Origin of the sequence: Dyella marensis (genome assembly GCF_049532885.1) — a bacterium.
In the GTDB taxonomy this organism is placed as follows: Bacteria; Pseudomonadota; Gammaproteobacteria; order Xanthomonadales; family Rhodanobacteraceae; genus Dyella_D; species Dyella_D marensis.
Map to the genome: position 1 here is coordinate 1,553,710 of NZ_CP064029.1, position 24,354 is coordinate 1,578,063.

At 64.6% G+C, this 24,354-nt stretch carries 26 protein-coding genes and 1 tRNA gene; 19 read left to right on the forward strand and 8 right to left on the reverse strand.

Features of this window, described 5'->3' with window-relative positions:
* The first annotated feature begins 7 nt into the window (after nucleotides 1–7).
* Genes ISN75_RS06880 through ISN75_RS06925 form a run of 10 tightly spaced genes read left to right on the forward strand, consistent with a single transcriptional unit; the run spans nucleotide 8 to nucleotide 7,379 of the window.
* Nucleotides 8–1,603: a hypothetical protein gene (locus ISN75_RS06880; protein WP_343819807.1), complete on the forward strand. Its 1,596-nt coding sequence runs from the start codon at nucleotides 8–10 to the stop codon at nucleotides 1,601–1,603.
* Nucleotides 1,603–4,254: a lytic transglycosylase domain-containing protein gene (locus ISN75_RS06885; protein WP_343819809.1), complete on the forward strand. Its 2,652-nt coding sequence runs from the start codon at nucleotides 1,603–1,605 to the stop codon at nucleotides 4,252–4,254. Before ISN75_RS06880 ends, ISN75_RS06885 begins: the two co-directional genes overlap by 1 nt.
* Before the next feature lies 1 nt (nucleotide 4,255).
* Entirely contained in the window at nucleotides 4,256–5,020 is a 765-nt protein-coding gene (locus ISN75_RS06890; RefSeq protein WP_343819811.1) for a hypothetical protein, read from the forward strand.
* 9 nt (nucleotides 5,021–5,029) lie between these two features.
* Nucleotides 5,030–5,485: a hypothetical protein gene (locus tag ISN75_RS06895; RefSeq protein ID WP_343819812.1), complete on the forward strand. Its 456-nt coding sequence runs from the start codon at nucleotides 5,030–5,032 to the stop codon at nucleotides 5,483–5,485.
* A 4-nt stretch (nucleotides 5,486–5,489) separates the two neighbouring features.
* The gene (locus tag ISN75_RS06900; RefSeq protein ID WP_343819813.1) at nucleotides 5,490–5,729 is read left to right on the forward strand and encodes a hypothetical protein; all 240 of its coding nucleotides are present in this window, start codon (nucleotides 5,490–5,492) and stop codon (nucleotides 5,727–5,729) included.
* 2 nt (nucleotides 5,730–5,731) lie between these two features.
* Complete coding sequence (locus ISN75_RS06905; protein WP_343819815.1) at nucleotides 5,732–6,058, forward strand: hypothetical protein; 327 nt, start codon at nucleotides 5,732–5,734, stop codon at nucleotides 6,056–6,058.
* A complete protein-coding gene (locus ISN75_RS06910) occupies nucleotides 6,055–6,204 on the forward strand; it encodes a hypothetical protein (protein WP_343819817.1) in 150 nt (49 codons plus the stop codon). The genes ISN75_RS06905 and ISN75_RS06910 overlap by 4 nt, the downstream gene beginning before the upstream one ends.
* Entirely contained in the window at nucleotides 6,197–6,685 is a 489-nt protein-coding gene (locus ISN75_RS06915) for a glycoside hydrolase family 108 protein (RefSeq protein WP_343819818.1), read from the forward strand. The genes ISN75_RS06910 and ISN75_RS06915 overlap by 8 nt, the downstream gene beginning before the upstream one ends.
* On the forward strand, nucleotides 6,682–7,071 hold the full coding sequence (locus tag ISN75_RS06920) for a 3TM-type holin (protein WP_343819819.1): 390 nt from the start codon (nucleotides 6,682–6,684) through the stop codon (nucleotides 7,069–7,071). The genes ISN75_RS06915 and ISN75_RS06920 overlap by 4 nt, the downstream gene beginning before the upstream one ends.
* A gap of 38 nt (nucleotides 7,072–7,109) precedes the next feature.
* On the forward strand, nucleotides 7,110–7,379 hold the full coding sequence (locus ISN75_RS06925; protein ID WP_343819820.1) for a hypothetical protein: 270 nt from the start codon (nucleotides 7,110–7,112) through the stop codon (nucleotides 7,377–7,379).
* A 106-nt stretch (nucleotides 7,380–7,485) separates the two neighbouring features.
* On the opposite strand, the gene ISN75_RS06930 is transcribed toward ISN75_RS06925, so the two are convergent.
* Nucleotides 7,486–7,570: transfer RNA gene (locus ISN75_RS06930), tRNA-Leu, on the reverse strand.
* 138 nt (nucleotides 7,571–7,708) lie between these two features.
* On the opposite strand from ISN75_RS06930, the gene rnr reads away from it, so the two are divergent.
* The 4 genes from rnr (at nucleotide 7,709) to sugE (ending at nucleotide 11,778) form a co-directional block, all read left to right on the forward strand.
* Entirely contained in the window at nucleotides 7,709–10,261 is a 2,553-nt protein-coding gene (rnr, locus tag ISN75_RS06935; protein WP_343819821.1) for a ribonuclease R, read from the forward strand.
* A complete protein-coding gene (rlmB, locus tag ISN75_RS06940) occupies nucleotides 10,258–11,004 on the forward strand; it encodes a 23S rRNA (guanosine(2251)-2'-O)-methyltransferase RlmB (RefSeq protein WP_168648540.1) in 747 nt (248 codons plus the stop codon). The genes rnr and rlmB overlap by 4 nt, the downstream gene beginning before the upstream one ends.
* Nucleotides 11,001–11,282: a CBU_0592 family membrane protein gene (locus ISN75_RS06945; RefSeq protein ID WP_167255873.1), complete on the forward strand. Its 282-nt coding sequence runs from the start codon at nucleotides 11,001–11,003 to the stop codon at nucleotides 11,280–11,282. Before rlmB ends, ISN75_RS06945 begins: the two co-directional genes overlap by 4 nt.
* Before the next feature lie 172 nt (nucleotides 11,283–11,454).
* Nucleotides 11,455–11,778, forward strand: a complete 324-nt coding sequence (gene sugE, locus ISN75_RS06950) for a quaternary ammonium compound efflux SMR transporter SugE (protein WP_167255871.1) — start codon at nucleotides 11,455–11,457, stop codon at nucleotides 11,776–11,778.
* A gap of 122 nt (nucleotides 11,779–11,900) precedes the next feature.
* Here the strand turns inward: sugE and phoU are convergent, their stop codons facing one another.
* From phoU to rnt, 6 genes are all read right to left on the reverse strand, one after another.
* Nucleotides 11,901–12,632, reverse strand: coding sequence for a phosphate signaling complex protein PhoU (gene phoU / locus ISN75_RS06955; protein WP_167255869.1), 732 nt, complete (start codon nucleotides 12,630–12,632; stop codon nucleotides 11,901–11,903).
* 123 nt (nucleotides 12,633–12,755) lie between these two features.
* A complete protein-coding gene (gene pstB, locus ISN75_RS06960; protein ID WP_035322032.1) occupies nucleotides 12,756–13,562 on the reverse strand; it encodes a phosphate ABC transporter ATP-binding protein PstB in 807 nt (268 codons plus the stop codon).
* Nucleotides 13,555–14,427: a phosphate ABC transporter permease PstA gene (pstA, locus tag ISN75_RS06965; protein WP_167255867.1), complete on the reverse strand. Its 873-nt coding sequence runs from the start codon at nucleotides 14,425–14,427 to the stop codon at nucleotides 13,555–13,557. The genes pstB and pstA overlap by 8 nt, the downstream gene beginning before the upstream one ends.
* Nucleotides 14,427–15,446, reverse strand: a complete 1,020-nt coding sequence (gene pstC / locus ISN75_RS06970; protein ID WP_167255865.1) for a phosphate ABC transporter permease subunit PstC — start codon at nucleotides 15,444–15,446, stop codon at nucleotides 14,427–14,429. The genes pstA and pstC overlap by 1 nt, the downstream gene beginning before the upstream one ends.
* A 173-nt stretch (nucleotides 15,447–15,619) precedes the next feature.
* Nucleotides 15,620–16,654 carry a phosphate ABC transporter substrate-binding protein PstS gene (pstS, locus tag ISN75_RS06975; protein ID WP_343819823.1) on the reverse strand — a complete coding sequence of 345 codons (1,035 nt, stop codon included), beginning with the start codon at nucleotides 16,652–16,654 and terminating at the stop codon, nucleotides 15,620–15,622.
* Nucleotides 16,655–16,886: 232 nt separating this feature from the next.
* Nucleotides 16,887–17,555, reverse strand: coding sequence for a ribonuclease T (rnt, locus tag ISN75_RS06980; protein WP_167255863.1), 669 nt, complete (start codon nucleotides 17,553–17,555; stop codon nucleotides 16,887–16,889).
* Between the two features lie 197 nt (nucleotides 17,556–17,752).
* Here rnt and ISN75_RS06985 point away from each other — a divergent pair, with 197 nt between their 5' ends.
* Nucleotides 17,753–19,129 (forward strand): porin, encoded by a 1,377-nt coding sequence (locus ISN75_RS06985; RefSeq protein ID WP_167255861.1) that lies wholly within the window; start codon nucleotides 17,753–17,755, stop codon nucleotides 19,127–19,129.
* A gap of 117 nt (nucleotides 19,130–19,246) precedes the next feature.
* On the opposite strand, the gene ISN75_RS06990 is transcribed toward ISN75_RS06985, so the two are convergent.
* On the reverse strand, nucleotides 19,247–20,665 hold the full coding sequence (locus tag ISN75_RS06990) for a porin (RefSeq protein ID WP_167255859.1): 1,419 nt from the start codon (nucleotides 20,663–20,665) through the stop codon (nucleotides 19,247–19,249).
* Nucleotides 20,666–20,994: 329 nt separating this feature from the next.
* Between ISN75_RS06990 and ISN75_RS06995 the strand changes: the two genes are divergently transcribed.
* The 4 genes from ISN75_RS06995 (at nucleotide 20,995) to ISN75_RS07010 (ending at nucleotide 24,300) form a co-directional block, all read left to right on the forward strand.
* On the forward strand, nucleotides 20,995–21,339 hold the full coding sequence (locus ISN75_RS06995) for a hypothetical protein (RefSeq protein ID WP_167255857.1): 345 nt from the start codon (nucleotides 20,995–20,997) through the stop codon (nucleotides 21,337–21,339).
* Between the two features lie 173 nt (nucleotides 21,340–21,512).
* Entirely contained in the window at nucleotides 21,513–22,193 is a 681-nt protein-coding gene (locus tag ISN75_RS07000; RefSeq protein WP_167255855.1) for a carbonic anhydrase, read from the forward strand.
* Between the two features lie 13 nt (nucleotides 22,194–22,206).
* Complete coding sequence (locus ISN75_RS07005) at nucleotides 22,207–23,736, forward strand: SulP family inorganic anion transporter (RefSeq protein ID WP_168648542.1); 1,530 nt, start codon at nucleotides 22,207–22,209, stop codon at nucleotides 23,734–23,736.
* An 84-nt stretch (nucleotides 23,737–23,820) separates the two neighbouring features.
* Complete coding sequence (locus ISN75_RS07010; protein ID WP_167255851.1) at nucleotides 23,821–24,300, forward strand: hypothetical protein; 480 nt, start codon at nucleotides 23,821–23,823, stop codon at nucleotides 24,298–24,300.
* The last annotated feature ends 54 nt before the right edge of the window (nucleotides 24,301–24,354 follow it).

The following is a 24,354-nucleotide window of genomic DNA, read 5'->3' on the forward strand; positions in this document are numbered from 1 at the left end:
TGACACGATGGCCGGCCCGGTTGTCCTTCCTCAGTATCAAGCGCGCACCCTAGAGGCGCAGCGCCGCCTTGCCATGGCTCAGGCATTGCAGCAGCAATCCTTGTCCTCGGATATCCCGCAGGACTGGAACCATATGGCCGTCGTCCCACGCGCCGGCCTGAGTATGGCGATTGCCCCGATTGCCAAAGCCCTGTTGGCGAATAAGGCCTATGACAGCGCCTTGGGCAACATGCAGCAGCTCGGTAACGAGCAGTGGCAGGGCATGCAGGCCATGATGGGCGGCGCTCCTCAGGCTAGTCAGGGCCAGCCGTCGACTTACGGCGCCTCTCCACAGCCTCAGCAGAACGTCCAAGGCTCGCTTCCGAGCATGGGCGCATCTGGTGCGCCTACCGCTTCAGCTCCACCGCAGGGCCAGTCTTACCCGGCTGGTGGCCGTTCGCCCATGAACCCGCTCGGACTCGATCCTGGCGTTGCGGCCATGGGCTACTACACCGACCCTGCGGGCTATATGAAGGATGCGGTCTATGGACCCATGGCCTCGCGGCAGTCGCCTACGGAGTTCACCAAGAGCCTGATGCAGGCCGGCATTGATCCGGCGTCGCCGCTTGGCCGCCAACTCGCTCAAGACCAGATCGCCAAGCAGAACTATGTGGCTCCGACTGCCTTTCGCGGCGGTGGCTACATGTACGACCCCAAGACCGGGAGCATGGAGAACCTGCCGCAGACGCCGGAGGGTTTCCAGACTGTCCGCGGTCCGGATGGTCAGTGGATGCAGATCCCGGTGCAGCACGGAACAGAGGCCATTGCAGCATCCGAAGGCGCGAAAGCTGCGGGCAAGGCAGGCTACGAGCTGGCGACCGGCTATGACCAGAACGGTAATCCCATTACCACGACCGTTCGCCAGCAGGCTGAAGGGGCGAATGGTGGTAGTTCGCTATTCCCTGGCTATGGCGGTCAGGGTGCTGGTCAGCGTGGCGCCCTTCCCATGCAACTTCCCGCGGGTACGGAGGCGCTGACCAAGGGCTTCATCGAGCGTCATCAGAGCGTGCTTGATGCAGCCCGCAACGCGCCGGCTGACATACAGGCATTCCAGGCGATCGATCAGGCGGCCAACCAGGCGAAGACCGGCGTGGGATTTGATCGTAAGGCCGCCTGGCAGTCCATGGCATCGGTCATTCCAGGCATTGATCCGAATGCGCCGGACAAGGTCAACGCCGACATCATCCAGAAGTACAGCACGCAGATCGCTACCCGAAATGGTGGGCGTTCGGATGCTGCCCTGGATGCGGCGCTGCACTCGATCACCAATAGCCAGATGTCGCCCGAGGCGATCCATGACCTGACGCCTAGCCTGATTGGCCTTCGCATGGCCGACCTCGGCCGCGCGCAAGCTTCTACGCAATGGCTCAACCAGCACGGCAACAATCCTCAGACGCTCGGCAACTTCGAGCAGAAGTGGAATAGCGCCTATGACCCTAATGTCTATCGCTTTCAGGCGATGTCACCGGAGCAGCGGGCTGCTTTCAAGGCCGGCATGTCCAAGGAGCAGCAGGACGCTTTCCGCCAGAAGATTCAGGCTCTCCAAAGCTTGGGGGCCATCTGATGGCCTACGACGATCTGATCCAGGCAGCGGCAAAGCAGAACGGGATTGACCCCAGGCTGCTGACGGCCGTTATCCGCACGGAAAGCAGTTTCAATCCGCAAGCAGTCAATGCGGAGACTGGCGCGGCTGGCTTGGGTCAGATGCTTCCTTCAACCGCCGCATCGCTTGGCGTGAAGAACCCGAAGGACCCGAATGAGGCGATTCCTGGCACGGCCAAGCTTCTCGCCGAGAACATCCAGCGATTCGGGGTAGAGGATGGCGTGCGTGCTTATCACGGCGGCACGGATCGTGCGAATTGGGGTCCGAAGACGGAAGCCTATGTCAACAAGGTGAGTGCGGCCTTCCAAGGTGGCGCGCCATCGAGCGGCCTTCTGTCCGAATTCGACAGCACACCGGCATCCACTAAAGGCGCCCCGGCCTTCGCTAATGTCCAATCGTCATTGCAATCCACAGCGCCGGCAGCAGCCAGCAGCGGGCTTCTCTCGGAGTTCGATCAGACGCCCACGCAGCCCGTAGCGCCGAGCGCCAGTAATGTCGCGTCCGCGGCTTCGGTCAATACCGGATCTTCCATGCCTGCTGCGATTCAGCAGGTACGCCAGTGGGTGGCCGAACATCACCTTGGCGGGCCGCCCGAGGACTTCTACAACGCAGCGGTCCACAACCTGGCTAAACCGCTGCATGGTGCAGCCCAGCTTCTGGGCCATGGCGTTGCGGGCGGCGTGAATCTGGTGGCTCCTGGCTCCTCGGTCGCTGGTGCGGCCAATCAGGCCATGGGCAACTACGACACCAGTCTCCAGAATTGGGAAAACGCCTATCAGGCTCAGACGCCCACGAATGCGGCAAGCGTGGTGGGCGCTGGCGGTGGTCAGGTGATTCCGCTCATGGCTGGCGGGGCGGGGCAGAAGCTTGCGGAGGCTGGAGACTATGCGGCCAGCCTCATCCCTAAGCTCCCTCAGGCGCTACGCCCTTATGTGTCTGCTGCTGGACAGGGTGCGGCTCTAGGTGCAATCCAGCCAGTAACGGATGGGAGCGGATCATTCGGCGCAGACAAGCTCCATCAGGTCGAATTGGGTGCACTTACGGGCGGCGCTCTACACGCAGCCACAAGCGCTATTGGAACGCTAGCGCAGGCAGCTAAGCCTTTGATGGATCCTGTGGGCTATGTTAGGGAGAACTGGCTTCCAAAGATCGTCGGCGGAGATAAGCAGGCCATCATTGATGCACTTAGGCAGGCTCCGGAATATGTTCCCGGATCTGTGCCCACATCTGCCCAGGCGGCGGCCAATCCGCAGCTAGCCATGGCTGAAAAAGCTCTTTCGAACCAGTTCCCCGATTTCAAGATCGCGCTCATGGATCGTGCGAACGCCAATAATGCGGCACGCACTGCTCAGTTGCGCTCGTTGGCTGGAACTCAGGATGCAATGGATCTGATGGCGGCCGATCGCAAGGCCGCTGTCGGCCCCTGGATTGATGCCAACCTATCGGATTCCAGGCCTATCGTTCGCTGGGGAAACGCCGGAAATGTGCTTGACGATGTTTTGAGCAAGCCTATGAATCGAGGCAATGACTTCAATGCGCTGCAAGATGCGCAGAAAGTCATTGGCGCCGTTAAGTCCGGTAAGATTCAAGAGGATGACGCCCTTGAGTCGCTGAAAGAGCTAGGTGACTCGGTTAGCGGAAAGAAGGCACAGGCAGCATTTGCCAATGTCTTCTCTGAGATCAACAGAAACATGGTTGACCCCACTAGCGTTCTCAATACGCTAAAGACTATCCGTTATGGCTCTATGGGCGTTAATCCGCAGCGCGCGGCCACCCTCGATAGCCTGATTTCGCAAGTCGAGAACGGTCGTAATATCAATGGTATGATCGGAACGGATGTTCTTGATGCGGTGCGTCAGGAGGCATCCAAGGCTCTTGGAAATGCCACGCCTCAGAGTGCAATCGCCTATGGTCCGGCCAAGGATCAAATTACGCAGGCTATCGACCGAGTCGCACCAGGGTATTCTAATTACCTGGCCGACTACCGTGTCATGTCTCAGCCGATTACGGATGCACGCGCAGCATCCGGGATTCTGGACGTTCTGGATTCTCGTGGTCTTAATTCTGCTGGGCAGCCGCAGCTAACTCTTAGCAATTTCAACGGGCCTCTCAAGCAGGCTCTGGAAGGCGATTACCCCCTTTCTGCCCAAGCTCAAGCGTCTCTAAAAGGCGTTCAGAGAGATTTGCAGCGTGACACGATTTCCAGCTCTGTCCGTTCCCCTGGTTCGGACACGGTTGCAAATATTGGCGCCAACAACTGGCTGACCAAGTCCCTGTACGGATCTGACTTCGGCGGTACCGGCATGCTTCCCAAGCTTGCCGGAGGCGCCCTTGGCTCTTTGAATCCTCTTGTTGGCGCGCTAGGTGGCTTCATGGGCGCCGCAAAGATCGGGCAGAAGGGCGCCGAGCGTATCGGTCAGGCTGCTGCTGACATCATGCTCGATCCCAAGGTCATGGCCGATCAGCTTGATCTACTCCAGAAAACCAATCCCCAGGCCGCGCAGGCTTTGCAGCGCCTTCTCACGCAGGAAGGTTCGTCGCAGTCTGCCGGAAAAATCCCCTCGCAAGCCCAGCGCGATGCGCTAGCTCGCCGTCTATCGAAGGAGAACTAAGATGCCGTTCAATGGCTCGGGCGTCTTCGTGCGCAACTACAGCTGGACGCAGGATGCGACTAATAGCATCCCCATCTCAGCTACCCGAATGGACGCTGATACCAATGACATCGCTTCGGGGCTGACGAATTGCATCACCCGCGATGGTCAGGGTGGTGCGGGCGCCAACATCCCTATGGGTGGCTACAAGCTCACGAACTGCGCCAACGCCGCACTGACGAATGAGTATGTGACGCTTGGTCAGGCCAATGGCCTATATCAGACCACTCTCGGATTTACGCCAGTCCAGCAAGGCGGAGGCGTAGGACAAACCACTGACAAGATCTATATCGGTTGGTCTGCCGGCAGTAAGCCGAAGATGACCGTCAACTCCACTGATGTAGGCAACATTGCCCTGGAATCGTGGGTTTCAGGGAACTATTTGCCGCTCTCTGGTGGAACGATCACAGGTAGCTTCACGCTCAATAGCGGCATGACATCGCAGGGCGGTAGCGGAACCTACAACGCCATCACCATCAATAACACGAGCGGCGTTCAGCTACAGCTTGATGCTAATGCCAATGTCGAGGGCAACCTTCGTGTTGTTACCAACCATCCGCTCACATTCATGACGAACAACACGCTTCGCATGACGATTGCCGCGGCTGGCGATATCTCCATGACGGGTGCTCTAACCATAGGCGGCGGCAGGAAGGTATCTAAGGTCACTCTTTCGAATGCCGCGCCTGGCACGTTGCAGGATGGCGAGCTTTATCTCCAGTACTAAGGGATTCGCATGGCTGGCATCACATACGGCGATAGCGGAACGAATCGTTCGATCTCCAAGGTTTTCTACGGAGACAGTGGGACGAATCGTCAGATATCCAAGGTCTACTACGGCGATGGCGGCACGAATCGTCTCGTCTATTCGGCCTATGTCCCTGTGGGAGGTTCTGCATCTCCTACGACGATCAATGGCGCAGCATCCGCCAAGGGAACGTTCGCCATTGGAACCGTCACTGTCACCGGAACGGGCGGGACCGGCTCCTACACCTATGGAACGGCCACGCTCATTTCTGGAACATCGTCCGGACCCGATTCAAACATCAGCTTCGTTCAGACGGGAAACCAGTACGCGTTTAGCGCGACCAACGTCAACATCAATACCGATCCACTGCATGGGACATGGCAGGTCAACGTCTCGGATGGCACGACGAATACGAATGTGACTTTCAACGTCAATTGGAACTGATCCAATGAACGACAACTTCACCAACGTACTTCTCTCGGTGGCAGGTGCCGGCATCATCGGTTTCGTTGCATGGACCGTTAAGTCAATTGCTCATCTGCGCGCAGACCATGACGCCTATCGTCTCCATGTGGCTGAGCAGTACATCAAAAAGGACGATCTCGATGATGTCAAAAAGGAGCTTAGGGGGCTTCGTGACTTGACCATCGAAATCGCGGGGAAATTGGGCATTCCAGTAAGGAGCTAGCTATGAGCCTCGATGTGGGGGACATCGAAAAGTTCAACGAAGTGGTCAAGCGAATCGACAGGGTTCTAGACCGCATGGGTGATAGCAAGAACATCGGCACCGCGAACGTCAACATCAATGCAGGCGGTGTCGCTGTCTGGATTGCCGTGACCTGCTGTGTGGCGATGCTTGCAGCCACGATGGTGGGGGCTGTTTGGCTAGGACGCGAGTTCGGCGCCATGGAGTCGGCCAACCACCAGCAGGACAAGCGCATTTCTGACCTCAACGACTACCTCAGCGCCATCTACATGCAGGCGCCTCAATTACGACCGAAGGAAGAAAAGAAATGACGAAGATCATCATCATCACCCCGCCGCCGCCGCCGCCTCCGCCGAGTGGCAGTTCGGTAACCGCACTGGACGACGAACTCACGCCCAAGGCCATCGCCGACATCCTGCGCGAAGCCGCGGACGAGCTGGACAGCGGCGATGGCTGACTTCGACCGTGCGTTCTCTGCCCTTGTGGAGAACGAGGGCGGTTACAGCAACAACCCGGCCGATCCGGGGGGCGAGACCATGTGGGGCGTTACCGCTCGCGTGGCTCGCTCCCACGGCTACACCGGCTCCATGAAGGAACTCCCGCTGAGCGTCGCCCGAGCGATCGCCAAGGCCGAGTATTGGGATCCGGTGAAGGGCGACCAGCTGCCGGAACCCCTGGGCTTCCAGGTCTTCGACGGCGCCTACAACAGCGGGGTCGCGCAGGCCTCCAAGTGGCTCCAGCAGGCTGCGGGCGTCACGGCGGATGGTGTTATCGGGCCTGCGACCCTGGCGGCCGTTGCCGCGGCTCCTGCGCTGTCCCTGGTGGCTAAGTACAACGCCGCTCGCCTCCTATTCCTCGCCAAGCTCCCGACATGGCCTAGCTTCGGCAAGGGCTGGGCTAACCGTATCGCCAACAATCTACAGAGGGCAGCCTCATGAGCATGACCGGATTGGGTGAGGTCGCTGACCTCGCCGGCAAGATCGCTGACAAGATTTGGCCTGATGCGAGCCAGGCTCAGAAGGATGCACTGTCCTTCCAGCTTGCGCAGATGCAGGCGCAGACCGACACCAACAAGGTGGAGGCATCGAGCCAGAGCCTTTTCGTCGCGGGGTGGAGACCCTTCATCGGATGGATCTGCGGCTGCGGTCTGGCCTTCGCCTTCCTGATCTCGCCGCTGTTCACCTGGCTAGCCGCTCTGTTCGGGCATCCCATCAAGTTCCCGGAGCTTGACCTCGGCACGCTCATGACGCTGCTGCTGGGCATGCTCGGTCTGGGCGGCATGCGGACCTTCGAGAAGGTCAACGGGATCAAGGCGGGGCATTGATCTAAGGGCGTGAGACATCCCGGGCGTAACCTGCCCGGATGCCCGACATCCTCATCGAATGGGACCGCGTGAGCTGCGGTATCGAGCTGCTCGATCTATGGACGGGCAGGCTGGTCAGCCCTGTGCGGACGGTCCCCTTCCTCAAGATCAGCAAGCGCATCGATCACGGCTGGGTGCTGCACTTCTGCCCACAAGGCATCAGCATCTACAAGCCGGAGACGTATCACTATTACCGGACGCGGGAGAAGGCGGAGGCCCATGCGATGCGGTGGGCTAGGGCGCATTGGGAGACGATCCCTAAGGCTTGAGGCTACAATCGCGTCTGACGCCCAAACAGAAAGGGCGCCCTGTTGGGCGCCCATCCCGTCAAAATTACGCCAGATGCCGAATAAACCAAGCAGCTATGCGATGTGTTGGTGCCCAGGAGAGGACTCGAACCTCCACGGTTTTACCCGCTAGTACCTGAAACTAGTGCGTCTACCAATTCCGCCACCTGGGCAGGTGTCCCGCGCCGCGCTAAGCGAGCTGCGTGAGCCGCGTAGATTAGGGATGGAGCTGTGGGTTGTCAACTATTCTTTTACCGATTCTTCATCGCGCTTCGTCGGACCGACGCAGCGCCTTTCATCAAGGCTGATAAGTGACCCGAAAAAAACAGGACCAGCCGGCTAGCCCCGGCAAACCGAAGACCGCCAACCGCCCGGCGCAGCCCGGCAAGGCGGCGCCCGCGCCGCGCAAGCGCGCCGACGCAGCGCGCGGCGCTTCCGACCCGCACGCCGAGCGCGAGGCCCAGCGCTACGAGCGCCCGATACCCAGCCGCGAGGCGATCCTCGCCCTGCTCACCGAGCGCGGCGAGCTGCTGAGCGAGGCGCGCATCGCCGAAGCACTGCAGCTGCACGACGAATACGACCTGCACGCGCTGCGCAAGCGCCTGGGCGCGATGGTGCGCGACGGCCAGCTGCTGCTCGGCCGCCGCGGCGGCTATGCGCCCAGCAACAAGCTCGACCTGATCGCCGGCCAGGTGCTGGCCAATGCCGAGGGCTACGGTTTCCTGCGCCCGGACGACGGCACCGAAGACCTCTATCTGTCGCCGCAGCAGATGCGCCAGGTGCTGCACGGCGACCGCGTGCTGGCCAGCGTGGTCGGCCTGGACCGGCGCGGCCGCAAGCAGGGCGCCATCGTCGAAGTGCTGCAGCGCCGCTCGCCGCGGCTGGTCGGCCGCGTGGTGATGGAGAACGGCGTGACCATGGTGGCGCCGGACGACCGCCGCGTGCACCAGGACATCATGATCAAGCCCGGCCAGAACCAGGGCGCGCGCAACGGCCAGATCGTGGTGGTGGAAATCACCGACCCGCCGACGCCGCACCGCGGCCCGATGGGCAACATCCTGGCCGTGCTGGGCGAGCGGCTGGAACCTTCGCTGCTGGTGGAGATGGCGATCGCCAGCTACGACCTGCCGCGCGAATGGCCGCCGGAAGTGACGCGCGAGGCCGCCCAGGTCGAGCCGCAGGTGACCGCCGCCGAGCGCGAGGGCAGGGTGGATCTGCGCTCGCTGCCGCTGGTGACCATCGACGGCGCCGACGCGCGCGACTTCGACGACGCCGTCTACGCCGAACCCAAGCGCGGCGGCGGCTACCGCCTGGTGGTGGCGATCGCCGACGTCTCGCATTACGTGCCGGTGGGCAGCGCGCTGGACCGCGAGGCCTACGAGCGCAGCACGTCCACCTATTTCCCCGGCTTCGTGGTGCCGATGCTGCCGGAGACGCTGTCCAACGGCATCTGCTCGCTCAACCCGAAGGTCGAGCGCCTGTGCATGGTGTGCGACATGACGGTGGACGACGAGGGCGAAGTGATCCGCTCGAAGTTCTACAGCGCCGTGATGTACTCGCATGCGCGCTGCACCTACGACCGCGTGTGGCAGGCGATCGGCCTGAACGATGCGGACGCGCGCCACGAGCTGGCCGACGTGCTGCCGCAGCTGGAGAACCTGCACGGCCTGTACAAGCTGCTGGCCGCGCAGCGCAAGCGCCGCGGCGCGATCGACTTCGAGACGCCGGAGGTGAAGTTCCGCCTGGACAACACCGGCGACGTGGTGGCGATGGGCGCCACCGAGCGCAACGACGCGCACAAGCTGATCGAGGAATGCATGATCGCCGCCAACGTGCAGGCGGCCATGTTCCTGGAGAAGAAGAAAATCCCCGCGCTGTTCCGCGCCCACGAGCAGCCGCCGGAAGAGAAGTACGAGGACGTGCAGCAGTTCCTGCGCGAGTTCAAGCTGCGCCTGCCGCCGCTGGACGAAGTGACGCCCGGCGATTTCGCCGACGTGCTGCGCATGGTCAAGGACCGCCCCGAACGCGAACTGGTGCAGTCGGTGCTGCTGCGCGCGCAGAGCCTGGCCGCCTACCAGCCGGACAACCGCGGCCATTTCGGCCTGGCGCTGGAGGCCTACGCGCATTTCACCTCGCCGATCCGCCGCTATCCGGACCTGCTGGTGCACCGCGCGATCCGCTATGCGGTGGAAGGCGGCAAGCCGGCCGACTACGTGTACAGCCCCGCGCAGATGGCGGCGATGGCCTTGCATTGCTCGCAGCGCGAGCGCCGCGCCGAGGAAGCCGAGCGCGACGTGGACGAGCGCTACAAGTGCGCGTGGATGTCCAAGCACGTGGGCAGCGAGTTCGACGGCACCGTTACCGGCGTCACCTCGTTCGGCCTGTTCGTGGAGCTGAAGGAGTCGAAGGTGTCCGGCCTGGTGCATATCAGCCAGCTGTCCAACGACTACTACCACTTCGACCCGATCCGCCACCTGCTGAAGGGCGAACGCAGCGGCGCGCAGTTCCGCCTGGGCGACCACGTGCGCGTGCAGGTGCTGCGCGCCAGCCTGGAGGACCGCAAGATCGACTTCCGCCTGGTCGGCAAGAGTGAGCCCTTCGTGCCGCCGCGCGCCGCGCGCGCCTACGACTACGCGCAGGCCGGCGAGCGCTATTCGCTGCCCAAGCTGCCGAAGCCTCCCGCGGGCGGCGAGCGCAAGACGGCGCCGCCGCGCGATAATGCGCGCGATGCGGCGCCGCCTTCGCGTTTCTCCAAGGGCGGCGCCAAGGCGAAAACCGCGGGTGGCGCCAAGGCCGGCAAGAGCAAGGCCGGCGCACCGCGCAAGAGCGGGCGTCCGTCCGCGAAACCTAAAGGCAAGCGATGAGCGAGAGTTGGATCGTCGGGATCAACCCGGTCGAAGGCGCGTTGAGCAACGACGCCGAACGCGTGCGCGAAGTGCTGGTCGAGAACGGCCAGCGCAATGCGCGCGTGCATGAACTGGCCGAGCGCGCCAAGGCGCTGCGCATTCCGGTGCACCACCGTCCGCGCGAGCAGCTGGACAAAGTGGCGGGCGAGGCGCGCCACCAGGGCGTCGTCGCGCGCTACGAGGCGCCGCCGATGGCGAACGAGGGCGACCTGCCCGAGCTGCTGGAGCAGGCCGGGCCGGATGCGCTGGTGCTGGTGCTGGACGGCGTCACCGACCCGCACAACCTCGGCGCCTGCCTGCGCAGCGCGGCGGCGGCCAAGGTCACCGCGGTGGTGGTGCCGAAGGACCGCGCGGTCGGCCTCACGCCGGTGGTGCGCCGCGCCTCGGCCGGCGGCGCCGACCGCGTGCCGCTGGTGGCCGCCACCAACCTGGCGCGCGCGCTGCGCACGCTGAAGGACGCCGGCGTGTGGATCACCGGCCTGGCCGGCGACACCGAAACCTCGATCTACGACATCGACCTGAAGGGCCCGGTGGCCCTGGTGCTCGGCAGCGAGGGCGAGGGCATGCGCCGCCTCACGCGCGAGACCTGCGACTTCCTGGCGCGCATCCCTATGCCAGGCTCGATGGAAAGCCTCAACGTCTCCGTCGCCACCGGCGTCGTGCTGTTCGAGGCGCTGCGCCAAAGGAGTGCGAAACGATGAATATCCTGTGGCACGACTGGGCCGGCTATCTCGGCGTGGTGCTGGTGCTGCTGGCCTTCCTGCTGCTGCAGGCGCGCAAGCTGCACGGCAACGGGCTGGTGTACCAGCTGATGAATGTGCTGGGCGCGCTGGGCGTGATGCTGTCCCTGCTGTTCGGCAGCTTCAATGCATCGGCCTTCGTGATGCAGCTGGCCTGGATGGTGATCGGCATCTACGGCATCGCCAACAGTGCGCGCGTGCGGCGCGAGCTGAAGGACGTGGAGCGGCGCATCAGCTGAATGGCGGGTCAGGAGGCGGAGCGCGCGGCTTGGTAGAATGCGCGGGCTCCGGCCTTCCGCCGGCTTGCGGGGACGGCCCCGCTCGTATCCTCACCCGCGGGGACGGCCCCGCAGCGTCGGATGCGGTCCGCATGCGCAAGGCATGCGTCGATCGGCTCCCAAGGAGTCCATCATGCCCTGGATCTATCTTGTGCTCGCCGGCCTGTTCGAGATCGGCTGGGCAATCGGCCTGAAATACACCGAAGGCTTCACCCGCCCGTGGCCCACCGTGGGCACGTTGGCGGCGATGACTGTCAGCATCGTCCTGCTCGCGCTGGCGGTGAAGACCTTGCCGATCGGTACGGCCTACGCGGTGTGGACCGGCATCGGCGCGGTCGGCGCGGTGATCCTCGGCATCGTGCTGTTCGGCGATCCGGCGACGCCGGCGCGGTTGTTGTGCGTGGCGTTGATCTTTGTCGGGATCATCGGCCTGAAGCTCACCGGCGGCGCGCATTGATCGGCGTCATCCGGCGTAGGTTGGGGTGAGCCGCAGGCGAACCCCAACGTGGCCGGGTGCATCGCATTGTTGGGGTTCGCCTGTGGCTCACCCCAACCTACGCAACGAAAAAGCGATCCGCCTTACTCGCGATCGCCCAGCTTGGTGATCTCGGGGCTGGAGGTGAAGTCGCGCTTGCTCCGCTGCGTGGTCAGCGGCTCGCCGTGCACCTGGAACCAGATGTTCTCGGCGATATTGGTGGCGTGGTCGCCGATGCGCTCGATGTTCTTGGCCATGAACAGCAGGTGCGTGCACGGCGTGATGTTGCGCGGGTCTTCCATCATGTAGGTGAGCAGCTGGCGGAAGTAGCCGGTGTAGGCCTCGTCCAGCAGGGCGTCGTCCTTCCACACCTGGTAGGCGCGTTCGGCGTCGCGGTCGCGGTAGGCCACCAGCACTTCGCGCACTTCGCCGGCGGCCAGCTCGGCCAGGTAGCCCAGGCCGTTGGTGGGGGCGATCGGCGCCACCATCGACAGCGGGATGGAGCGCTTGGCCACGTTGGCGGCGTAGTCGCCGATGCGCTCGATGTCGGCGGCGATGCGCAGCGCGGCGAACACGTTGCGCAGGTCGCCGGCGATCGGCGCGCGCAGCGCCAGCAGGCGCACCACGTCGTGGCTGATTTCCTGTTCGAGCTGGTCGATGGCGTCGTCGTTGGCGACCACGCGCTGGGCGGCGCGCTCGTCGCGGCGCTCGACCACGTCGATGGCCGATTCCAGCTGCGTCACGGCCAGTTCGCCCATGCGCACGATCTCGCCGGTGAGGCGGGCGAGTTCGTCGTCGTAGCTCTTGATGATGTGTTCTTTCGAGGTGCCGGTCATGGGGCGGGTCCTGTTATAGGGGAACGGGGAACAGGGAATGGGGAACCTGTGGGTTGATGCGGGAGTGAAGCTTGCGGCTCACTTGCATGTTCCCTGGTTCCCGTTTCCTGTTCCCGGCTTACATCAACCGAAACGTCCGGTGATGTAATCCTCAGTCTGTTTCTTGCCGGGCTTGGTAAAGATCTGTTCCGTGCGGTCGAACTCGATCAGCTCGCCCAGGTACATGAACGCGGTGAGGTCCGAACAGCGGGCCGCCTGCTGCATGTTATGGGTGACGATGACGATGGTGTACTCGCTCTTGAGCTCTTCCACCAGCTGCTCGATGCGGCCGGTGGCGATCGGGTCCAGCGCCGAGGTGGGCTCGTCCAGCAGCAGCACTTCGGGCTTCAGGGCGATGCCGCGGGCGATGCACAGGCGCTGCTGCTGGCCGCCGGAGAGGCCGAGCGCGTTCTGCTTGAGCTTGTCCTTCACCTCGTCCCACAGAGCGGCGCTGCGCAGTGCCTGCTCCACGCGGATTTCCATGTCGGCGCGCGACAGGCGCTCGTGGTGGCGGATGCCGTAGGCCACGTTCTCGAAGATGGTCATTGGGAACGGCACCGGCTTCTGGAACACCATGCCGACCTTGCTGCGCAGCTTGTTCATCGAATAGCGCGTGTCGAGGATGTTCTCCTCGTCGAGCATGATCTCGCCCTTGGCTTCGAGCTTCGGGTAGATCGCATAGATGCGGTTGAAGATGCGCAGCAGGGTGGACTTGCCGCAGCCTGAGGGGCCGATGATGGCGGTGACCTTCTTCTCCGGGATGTCCATGTTGATGCCTTTCAGCGCATGGAACCCGTTGTAGTAGAAATTCAGGTCACGCACGCGCAGCTTGGTCGGCGCCAGCGCGGCGGCGGGCTGCGGATGAATGCCGGCGGCGGCGGACTCAGTCATGGGACACCTTGTTGCGGGAGAGGATCAGGCGGGAAAGCAGGCTCAGCGCGAGCACGAACATGGTGATGACGAAGGCGCCGGCCCAGGCGATCGCGTTGATCGCCGGATCCGGGTCCTTGGTGTACTCGTAGATCGCCTGGGGAAGGCTCGGCATCTTGTCCATCGGGTTGAAGGTCAGGAAGTTGTTGCCGAACGCGGTGAACAGCAGCGGCGCGGTCTCGCCGCTGATGCGCGCCAGCGCCAGCAGCACGCCGGTGATGATGCCCGAGCGCGCGCCGCGCATCAGGATCTGCATGGTCAGCTTCCACTGCGGGATGCCCAGCGACAGCGCCGCCTCGCGCAGGGTGGACGGCACCAGGCGGAGCATTTCGTCGGTGGTGCGCACGATCACCGGCAGGGCGATCAGCGCCAGCGCGATGCCGCCGGCCAGGCCGGAGAACGTGGTATCGCCGTGGGTGAGGGCGGTGGTCGGCAGCACCACGATGGTGTAGACGAACAGGCCCAGCACGATCGACGGCGCCGACAGCAGGATGTCGTTGAGGAAGCGGATCGATTCGCCCAGCCGCGTGCGGTTGGCGTATTCGGCCAGCCAGGTGCCGGCCAGCACGCCGATCGGCGTGGCGATGGCGATGCCCAGCAGATCCAGGATCAGGCTGCCGACCATGGCGTTGGCCAGGCCGCCGTTCTCGCGGTACACCGAGATCTTGCTGAAGAGGTTCCAGTTGATCGCACCGATGCCCTGGCGCAGCGTCTCCCACAGGATCCAGGCCAGGAACACCAGGCCGATCAGGGTGGCGACGGAACTGAGGCCCAGCGCGATGACGTTCTTCACGCGGCGGCGCAGATAGAGCGAGGAGGACAACATCAGCGGCCCTCCTTGTGGGCGAGTCGGCGCAGCATCAGGCGGGCGATCATCAGCACGATGAAGGTCACCACGAACAGCAGGAAGGCCAGCGCCATCAGCGCGGACTTCTGCAGGCCGGCGGCCTCGCCGAACTGGTTGGCGATGGTGGAGGCGATCGACGCGCCCGGATCGAGCAGGGAGGGCGAGAGCTTCATCTTGTTGCCGATGATGAAGGTCACCGCCATGGTCTCGCCCAGCGCGCGGCCTAGACCTAGGAAGATGCCGCCGATCACCGCCGAGCGGGTGTACGGCAGCACGATGTCCCATACCACTTCCCAGGTGCTGGAGCCCAGCGCATAGGCCGACTCCTTCAGGCGCGTGGGCACGGTCTGGAACACTTCGCGCATCACCGAGGAGATGAACGGGATGATCATGATCGCCAGCACGATGCCCGCGGTGAGCACGCTGCCGCCGAACGGGTTGTCGTTGCCGAACATGCGGCCGATGAAGGGAACATGCGCGGCCACCCAGGACACCTTGCCGTCGTCCGGCTGGTTGCCCAGGTAATTGGTGAGCCAGGGCTTGACGTGGTCGGCGAAGAAGGGCGCGAACACGAACAGGCCCCACATGCCGTAGATGATCGAAGGAATGCCGGCCAGCAGTTCGATGGCCGAGGACACCGGGGTACGCAGCCACGGAGGCGCCACTTCCGACAGGTACAGCGCGATGCCGAAGCTGATCGGCACGGCCACGAGCAGGGCGATGAACGAGGTGATCAGCGTGCCGAACACCGGCACCAGGGCGCCGTAGACGTCGTCGCTGGGATTCCACTCGCTGCTGGTGAGGAAGCCCAGGCCGAAGTGCGCGAAGGCATCGCGTCCGCCCCACAAGGTGGCGCCGGCGGCGCCGAGCAGGCTTGCCAGGACGAGCAGGGCGCAGCCCTTGAGCAGCCAGCCGAACAGGCGGTCGTCCCGTGCATCGCGGCGAGCGCGGACTTCCTGGGTGGAAAAGGGCGCTGACGCGGCCTCGTTCGCTTGCATGGTTTCGCTTTCCTGGCAACGCCGGCCGGCTGGGCCGCCCGGTCGATGGATTGGGCGCCGCGTCGGCGCTGTTCAGCAGCAGGCCGCCCCATCCTGCGATGGGGCGGCCCGGTCCTGCGCTCGGCTTCCGTGCCGGTGGCGGCGGGTTGCTTTACAACCCGCCGCGGTTTTCATCAGTGCTTGAACTCGGAGGCCCAGTAGGCTTCGATCTTCTGCACCAGGGTGGCCGGCAGGGCCACGTAGTCGAGCGAGGCGGCGTCGGACTGGCCGTTGTTCAGCGCCCACTTGAAGAACTCGAAGGCCACCTTGGTGTGCTCGGCGTTCTTCGGGCTCTTGTACATCACTACCCAGGTGGTGGCAGTGATCGGCCACGCCTGCGCACCCGGTGCGTTGGTCATGATCACGTTGAAGTCCTTGGCGCTGGCCCAGTCGGCGGTGGCGGCGGCAGCGGCGAAGCTGTCGGCGCTGGGCACGATGAACTGGCCGGAGGAGTTCTTCAGGTCGACCCAGGCGATGGTGTTCTTCTTCGCGTAGGCGTATTCGACGTAGCCGATCGAACCCGGGATCTGCTTGACGTACTGCGACACGCCTTCATTGCCCTTGCCGCCCACGCCGGTCGGCCACTCGACGGCCGTGCCGAACTTCACCTTGTCCGCCCACTCCTTGCTGACCTTGGACAGGTAGTTGGTGAAGTTGAACGAGGTGCCCGAACCGTCGGAGCGGTGCACCACGGTGATCTTCTTGGCCGGCAGGTTCAGGCCCGCGTTCAGCGCGGCGATCTTGGGGTCGTTCCAGTTGGTGATCTTGCCCAGGAAGATGTCGGCCAGGGTCTCGCCGTCGAGCTTGACCTGGTCGGCCTTGATGCCCGGGATGTTCACCACCGGCACGATGCCGCCCACCACCACCGGGAACTGGCCGAGCTTGAAGCTGGCGAGGTCCTCGGCCTTCAGCGGGGCGTCGGTGGCGCCGAAATCGATGGTGCCTTCCTTGATCTGCGCCACGCCGGCGCCCGAACCGACCGACTGGTAGTTGAGCTTGTTGCCGGTCTTTTCGGAGTAGCCAGCGGACCACTTCGAGAGCACCGGGTAGACGAAGCTCGAACCCGCGCCGGTGATGTCCGTGGCGTGGGCCGACATGCCGAACAGCGACGCCGCGGCGAACACAGCGGACGTGCCGATACGGGAGAAAGATTTGCTAGAGGTCAACACGGTTGCTCCTTAGTGATAAGGGTCACGGGGGATTCCCGCCCGACCGCTATTTCATGCGCGCCGTGTTGCAATGAAATGAGCTGAATGTTTCAGCGATATGACAACTTGTCATATTGGAGCGGGGAACGGGGAGCGGGGATCGGGGAATTGCAGGCCGCGCCTATAGTTAAGGTGTCCGGGCGCTATTCCGTTCCCCGTTCCCCCGTTCCCCGTTCCCGGCGCCGAAGGCGCCTCAGAGCACATCCAGGCCGATGTGTTCGCGTTCGAAGGTTTCCAGCCTGCGCCAGCGGTTGACGATGGCGCAGAACAGGTCGGCGGTGCGGTCGGCGTCGTAGATGGCCGAGTGCGCTTCGCGCGTATCGAAGAAGTGGCCGGAGGCCTGCACGGCCTTGCTCAGCACCGTTTGCCCATAGGCCAGGCCGCCGAGCGTGGCGGTGTCGAAGCAGCTGAAAGGGTGGAACGGATTGCGCTTGTGGCCCGTGCGGCGCACGGCCGCATTGAGGAAGCCCAGGTCGAAGGCGGCGTTGTGGCCGACCAGGATGGCGCGCTGGCAGTCCGCGTCGCGCATGCGTTCGCGCACTTCCTTGAAGATGTGGTCCAGCGCCGCCCGCTCGTTGAGCGCGCCGCGCAGCGGGTTGTCCGGGTCGATGCCGGTGATCTCCAGCGCGCGCGGGTCGATGTTGGCGCCGGGAAACGGCTCCACGTGGGCCGACACCGCCGGGCGGGGGCGCAGGTAGCCCTCGGCGTCCATGTCCAGGGTGACGGCGGCGATTTCCAGCAGGGCGTCGCGCTCGGCGTCGAAGCCGCCGGTCTCCACGTCGACGATCACCGGCAGGAAGCCGCGGAAGCGGTCGGCCAGCCGGCTGGACATGCTGTTGCTGAGGTTTTCCGGTTTATCCATCGAACAAGCATATCAGCCGGCCCGGGGCGGGCGGGGGGCGGTTTGTTGCAGTCGGCCGTACCGGTGTCTTCGTTTTGTCACGCAAGTAGCACGGAATCGTAAAACGCCGACCGCATGCTGCCGGCCATTACCTGGTTGGCCGTGCCGATCGAGAGGGGGCGGTCCAGGCAATGTCTACCAACATCCGGAGAACATCCATGCGTTCTAAGTTGCTCGCGGTGGCGATTGCTGCCGGTTTGGGCGTAGTCAGTTTCCACGTGGCCGCGGAGCCGGCGACGAAGGGCAAGGCCGCCCAGACCTCCAGCCAGGGTTCGCAGGCGTCCCAGAACGCCGAGATCGAAGCGCTGAAGGCCCAGCTCGCCGAGCTGCAGGCCAAGGTCATCGCGCTGGAAGAGCGTACTGACGCCCAGTCGGACATCAACGTGTCCACCGGCCAGAACCTCGAGGCCGTGCAGAAGGCGCAGGCCGCGTCCGACAAGAAGATGTCCACGATCGACAAGTTCGTGAACAACACGAAGATCGGCGGCACCATGTTCTTCGACCTGACCAATGCCGACCACAAGGAAAAGGGCAAGACCGGCGGCTTCGTCAGCAAGGACGGCCATGGCTCGGTCAACGGCACCGGCTTCGACGTCAAGCGCTTCTACCTGACCGTCGACCACAAGTTCGACGACACCTGGTCGGCCAACCTGACCACCGACTTCAACTACCAGTCCACGCTGAGCCAGACCAGCCTGTTCGTGAAGAAGGCCTACGTGCAGGGCACGTTCGACCCGCTCTTCACGGTGCGCTTCGGTGCGGCCGACATGCCGTGGATTCCGTTCGCCGAGAAGTGGTACGGCTACCGCTTCATCGAGAACACCCTGATCGACCGCAGCATCGACGGCGGCCGCGGCACCGTGGGCGTGGCCCCGACCGGCGTGGGCTCGTTCGGCAACTCGTCCGACTGGGGTATCCATGCCCTGGGCGCGACCACCGGCGACAACGCCGTCAACTACCAGCTGTCGGTGGTCAACGGCCGCGGTTTCCGCAACCCGTCGCGCTCCGACAGCGTGGACGTGGAAGGCCGCTTCGGCTACCAGCCGATCCAGGAAATGGTCATCGCCATCGGCGGCTACGACGGCAAGCGCGGCAACAAGGTGCAGAACGGCGCGGCCACGCAGAACGCGACCCGCGGCGACGCGCTCGTTGCTTACCGCGACAAGACCTTCGGCGTCGGCGCCGAATACTTCACCGCCAAGAACTGGGACGACGTCCTGAAGTACAACGGCGTGGTGCCGGCTCCGGCCGTGGTGCGCGACAAGTCCGAGGGTTACTCGCTGTTCGGCGACTACTCCTTCGCGCCGCAGTGGGCCCTGTTCGCCCGCTACGACCGCGTGGACTACAAGTGGTGGGGCGTGTCCGGCCCGCAGAGCAAGCTGAAGGACACCTACTACAACGCCGGCGTCTCGTACGACGCGCTGAAGAACCTGCGCCTGGCGTTCGCGTGGAAGCACGACAAGCTGGAAGGACCGATCCGCGCGTTCGAGTACAAGACGGACGAAATCGGCTTCTGGGGCGTGCTGTCCTATTGATTCACCGGTTATCGGAAGGGAGTTCGACCCAAGGACGGAAAACGGCGGGCCTCAAGCCCGCCGTTTGCTTTTTGCGGCAGCCAGAAAGTTTCCGGTTTGTGGCGAAGCGGCCCGGATTCAGTAGTTCACTTGCAGCTGCACCCTGAGCAGATCGCCGTCGATCCGGCGGTACGGCGCGGCGCTGACGTTGGTGCGGCGCATATTGGCGTAGGCCACCGCCAGCTCCACCGCGTTGTTCGGCTGCCACTCCACGCCGATCTCGGTCTCATCGACCAGCATGCGCGGCGTGTTGGTGTCGAATTTCGAGGCGCCGCGATAGGTCTGCCACTTCAGGTAGGGGAACAGTGTGCCGATGCTGCCGCCGTCGACCTTGTACATCGCCTGCACATAGCCGCCGCGCAGCGACCTGGTGCGGATCTGGCGCCGCGCGAGATCCAGTTCCGGGCCGCGGCCCACCGTCCATTCCGCCTGCAGGCCGAACGGCTGCGGGTAGTAGATGGCATGCACGGCCACGCGCTGGTCGATCGAGCCGTTCACCGGCGCGGTGTCCTTCGGCGTGAAGCTGCGGCCGTTGACGGTGATGGCTGCCGGCGTGGCGATCTTGAAGCGGCCGCTGTACGCGTCGGCCCCCACTTCGAAGAACTGTCCGCTGGCGAACTTGAACGGATAGCTGACGTGCAGCACGGTGTGCAGGCTGTTGTTCTGCTCGGCGCGGTTGGCGCCCTGGCCGTTGTAGAAACCCAGGCCCAGCACGCCGTAGTCGCCCGAGCCCTTGAGGCCGGACTTCACCAGGTACTGGTAGCGTTCCTGCACGTGCTTCGGCGTGTAGTAGAAGAACACGCCCAGATCGCGCTCGTCGCGCACGCCGGAGTTCAGCGCATCGGCGCGGTCCGGCGTGATGCGGTTCTGGCTGGACTGCAGGTTTTCCCAGCCGTAAGGCACTTTCGACTGGCCGGCGCGCGCGCGGAATTCGCGGTCCTTGTCGAAGTAGATGTCCGCATACGCATCGCGCAGCTGGGCGAAGTTGCTGGTGGTGGAGCCGGTGGGCGTGCTGGCGAAATCCGGCTGCAGGTAGATCGACACGCGATCGTTGAGATCGCCGCTGATCACCACGCGCGCGCGGCGGATGCCGAAGCCCTGGTTGTCGCCGATAAAGCGGTCGCCGGGCGAACGCAGGTCCGCCGCATCGCCGCCCAGGCCCTGGTTGTAGCGCAGCTGCGTGTAGCCGCGCAGCGCGATGCGGTCGTACCACTTCTTCTCGGCGGGCTTGGCGGGCTTCGCTTCCGCCGCCGGCGCGGCGGCGATGGCGGAGGAGGGCGTGGCCGCCTGCGTGCTTGCCGGTGCTGCCGGCGCCGCGGTGCTGCTTTCATCCACCTGCATGAAGGTACCCAGCTTGACGCGGCCCGGGCCGGGTTCGGCGAAGATCTGCTGGGTCTTGCGGTCGACGTACAGGTCCAGCGTGGCGGCGGCTGCCGTTTCCGAGAGCGCGGCGGCGCCCACGGTCCAGAGCATCGAGGCGAGTTTTTTTCTCTTCATGGTCGTCCAGGAATCGGGCGGCGTAGGCCGCGTGGCGAATGCGCGCGGCGCCGTATGGATTCCCGTCCCTGGATGCCCGGCGCCGCCTCGGCGGATGCCTGCGCGCAATTTCTTGCGGCATGCGGGGCGGCGAGCCTAGGGGCCATGGATGTCGGTTTTGTGACGGCCTGGCCATGCGCAGCCGATTTGCCAGGGGTCGAACTTGAAGAAAAAGCCTTGTTTTTGGCTTCACGGCGCTGAATGAAATGGACGTCCATATTCAGCTTGATCGAAATTTGTGCGCTGCAAGGGCTTGAGCATCGCCGCGCGAGCCCGTATCTTCCTACGCCATGCGTACCCGCTACTCCCGCGTCCTCGTCCTGTTCCTGGCATGCCTGTTCGGCGTGCTGGTGACATTCGCGTCGACGGCGCAGAGCATGGGCAAGGACGGACGCGCCGCCGTGGCGGCCGTGGTCGACGCAGACCTCGCCCAGGATCTCGCCGACGACGGCGAGGACGGCTCCGACGCGCTTGCCGGCGCCTGCGCCATCGACGACCAGTGTCTGGACGACATCATGGTCGAGACGATGGAGTGGTCCGTGTGGCACGACCGCGCTCCCTCCGTGGCCATCGGCCCGGTGCCCGACGTGCACGAGCACGTGGTCGGGCTGATCTGCCCCCCTCCCAACGCCTGATCTCCCTGCGCGCTTTCCGTCGCGGCGCCTGAGCGTCCGCGGCTGGGGTCCCTGCGCGCCTGCGGCAGCTTGCCTGCCGATGCCTTGCCGTGTCCGCGCGAGGCCCATCCCCATCGAAGAATTTTTGGCGGCCCGTTTGCCGCCCGTTTCCCCACAGCTAGGGAGATTTACCCATGGAACGTCTGCTCGAAGGCTTCGAACACTTCCGCCGCACGGTCTTTCCGGAACAGCGCGAGCTGTTCAAGAAGCTCGCTACCGGCCAGAGCCCGCATACGCTGTTCATCACCTGCGCCGATTCGCGCGTGATGCCCGAAATGATCTTCTCGGCGCTGCCGGGCGAGATCTTCGTCTACCGCAATATCGGCAACATCGTGCCGCCGTACGCGCAGCACGTGAGCGGCGTGGTCGCCGCGATCGAGTACGCGGTGAAGGTGCTGCAGGTGAAGCACATCGTGATCTGCGGCCATTCCGACTGCGGCGCCATGAAGGGCCTGCTGGCGCCGGCCAAGGTCGCGCACATGCCGTCGGTCGCTGCGTGGCTGAAGCATGCCGACGTGGCGCGCTATGTCGTGGCCGAAAACAGCCCGGACCTGCAAGGCGAGGAAGCGCTGCGCCGCGTCACCGAAGAGAACGTGGTCGGCCAGCTCGAACACCTGCGCACCTTGCCCGCGGTCGCCGCCGCGATGGCCAACGGCAGCGTGAGCATCCACGGCTGGCTGTACGACATCGCGCAGGCGGAACTGCGTGCGTTCGACGCGCATAGCGGCCACTTCGTGCTGATCGATCCGAGCACCCGCGAAGTGCCGGACGCGACGCCGCACGCGCGTTTCGCCGCTTCCGCGTCGACGGCTTAAGGAGCAGCCTGCCATGAGTTCCCATGTGTTCTCGAAGTACTTTTCGGGTGGCCTGTTCAGCCGTGACATGCTCGGCTCGATCGTGGTGTTCCTGGTGGCGCTGCCCTTGTGCATGGGCATCGCCATCGCCTCCGGCATGCCGCCGGCAGCCGGCCTGATCACCGGCATCATCGGCGGCATCGTGGTCGGCGCCATCGCCGGCTCGCCCTTGCAGGTCAGCGGCCCCGCCGCTGGCCTGGCCGTGCTGGTATTCGAGCTGGTGCGCGAACACGGCGTGGCGGCGCTCGGTCCGGTGGTGCTGCTGGCCGGCCTGATCCAGATCGCCGCGGGCCTGTGCCGCGTGGGTATCTGGTTCCGCATGACCTCGCCGGCGGTGGTCGCCGGCATGCTGTCGGGCATCGGCATCCTGATCGTGGCCTCGCAGGCGCACGTGCTGATCGACGCCAAGCCGGCGGCGCGCGGCCTGGAGAATTTCGCCGCGTTGCCGGGTGCACTGGCCGATGCGTTCTCCGGCGAAGGCACCGGCCTGGCTGCGCTGGGCGTGGGCCTGACCACCATCGCGATCATGCTGGGCTGGGAAAAACTGCGTCCGCAGAAGCTGCGTTTCGTGCCCGGCGCCTTGCTGGCCGTGGTGGCGGTGACCGCGTTCGTGCAGTTCAACGGCGTGAACGTCAACAAGGTGGACGTGCCGGCCAACCTGCTGTCGGCGATCTCGCTGCCCAGCTTCGCCGATCTCGGCGGCCTGCTCGAACCCTCGCTGCTGGTGGCCGCGCTGACCTTCGCCTTCATCGCCAGCGCGGAGACGCTGCTGTCGGCGGCGGCGGTGGACCGCATGCACGATGGCGTGCGCACCAACTACGACCGCGAACTGACCGCGCAGGGCGTGGGCAATACGCTGTGCGGCCTGTTCGGCGCGCTGCCGATGACCGGCGTGATCGTGCGCAGCGCGGCCAATGTGCAGGCCGGCTCGGCCACGCGCATGGCCACCATGATGCATGGTGCCTGGCTGCTGGTGTTCGCCTTGCTGCTGCCGTGGCTGATGCGCATGACGCCGGTGTCCTGCCTGGCCGGCATCCTGGTCTTTACCGGCGTGAAGATGATCAACTTCAAGCAGGTGAAGAGCTTCGCCGCCTACGGCAAGGGCACCGCCGCGATCTACCTGGCGACCACCTTCGCCATCGTCGCCACCGACCTGCTGGCCGGCGTGCTGGTGGGCTTCGCGCTGTCGCTGTTCCGCCTGGCCCTGCTGTCTTCGCGCCTGAAGGTGAACCTGGCCGAGCACGACGATGAGCCCGGCGCGGCCAAGCTGCACCTGACCGGCATCGCCACCTTCCTGAAGGTGCCGTCGATGGCGCGCACGCTGGAACAGGTGCCGCCGAACACGCGCCTGCACGTGGTGATGGACGACCTGCACCATGTCGACCAGGCCAGCTTCGAGCTGCTGCGCGACTGGGCCCGCAACGCCAAGTCCAGGGGTTGCGAGCTGGTGGTGGATTGGATGGAGCTTGAGCGTCGCGTGGAAGGTCCGGCCAAGGCGGCCTGATCGCTTCATGCGGTTTTGCCACACCCCGCGGATGCCCAGGCGCGTCCGCGGGGCTTCTTTGACCAGCGCAAGGGGAGTACATCGATGCTCGCGGACATCACGGCGGCGCTGGGCGCCATCAAGACCGGTTCGGATATCGCCCGCGACATGGCCGGCGCGCTGTCGCCGGACGAGACGCGGGCCAAGGCGCCGGAACTGTACGGCGCCATGGCCGAGATCCAGCACCGACTCGCCGCGATGCAGCTGGCTTATGGCGCACTGCTGGAAGAGCGCGATGCGCTGGCGCGCGAGGTAGAAGAAGTGCGCCAGGCGCGCATGGAGCGCGAACGCTACGTGCTGCACCAGCTGCCGCAGGGCGGCCTGGTGTATCGCTTCAAGACCAGCCGCGAGTCCGGCGCGGTGCCGCACGACTTGTGCGTGCATTGCTACGAGGGCGGACTGAAGTCGATCCTGCAGCCGAACGGTTCGCACCTGGTGTGCCCGACCTGCAAGACCAGGCTGCGCTCGAAGGGCATGGCCGCGGTGGCGACGCGGCGCGGCGGCGTCTGCGTGTGGACGCTTTAAATGTGCGCGAAATATCTGGCGCAGGTTGGGGGGAGCCTGTGGCGAACCCCAACG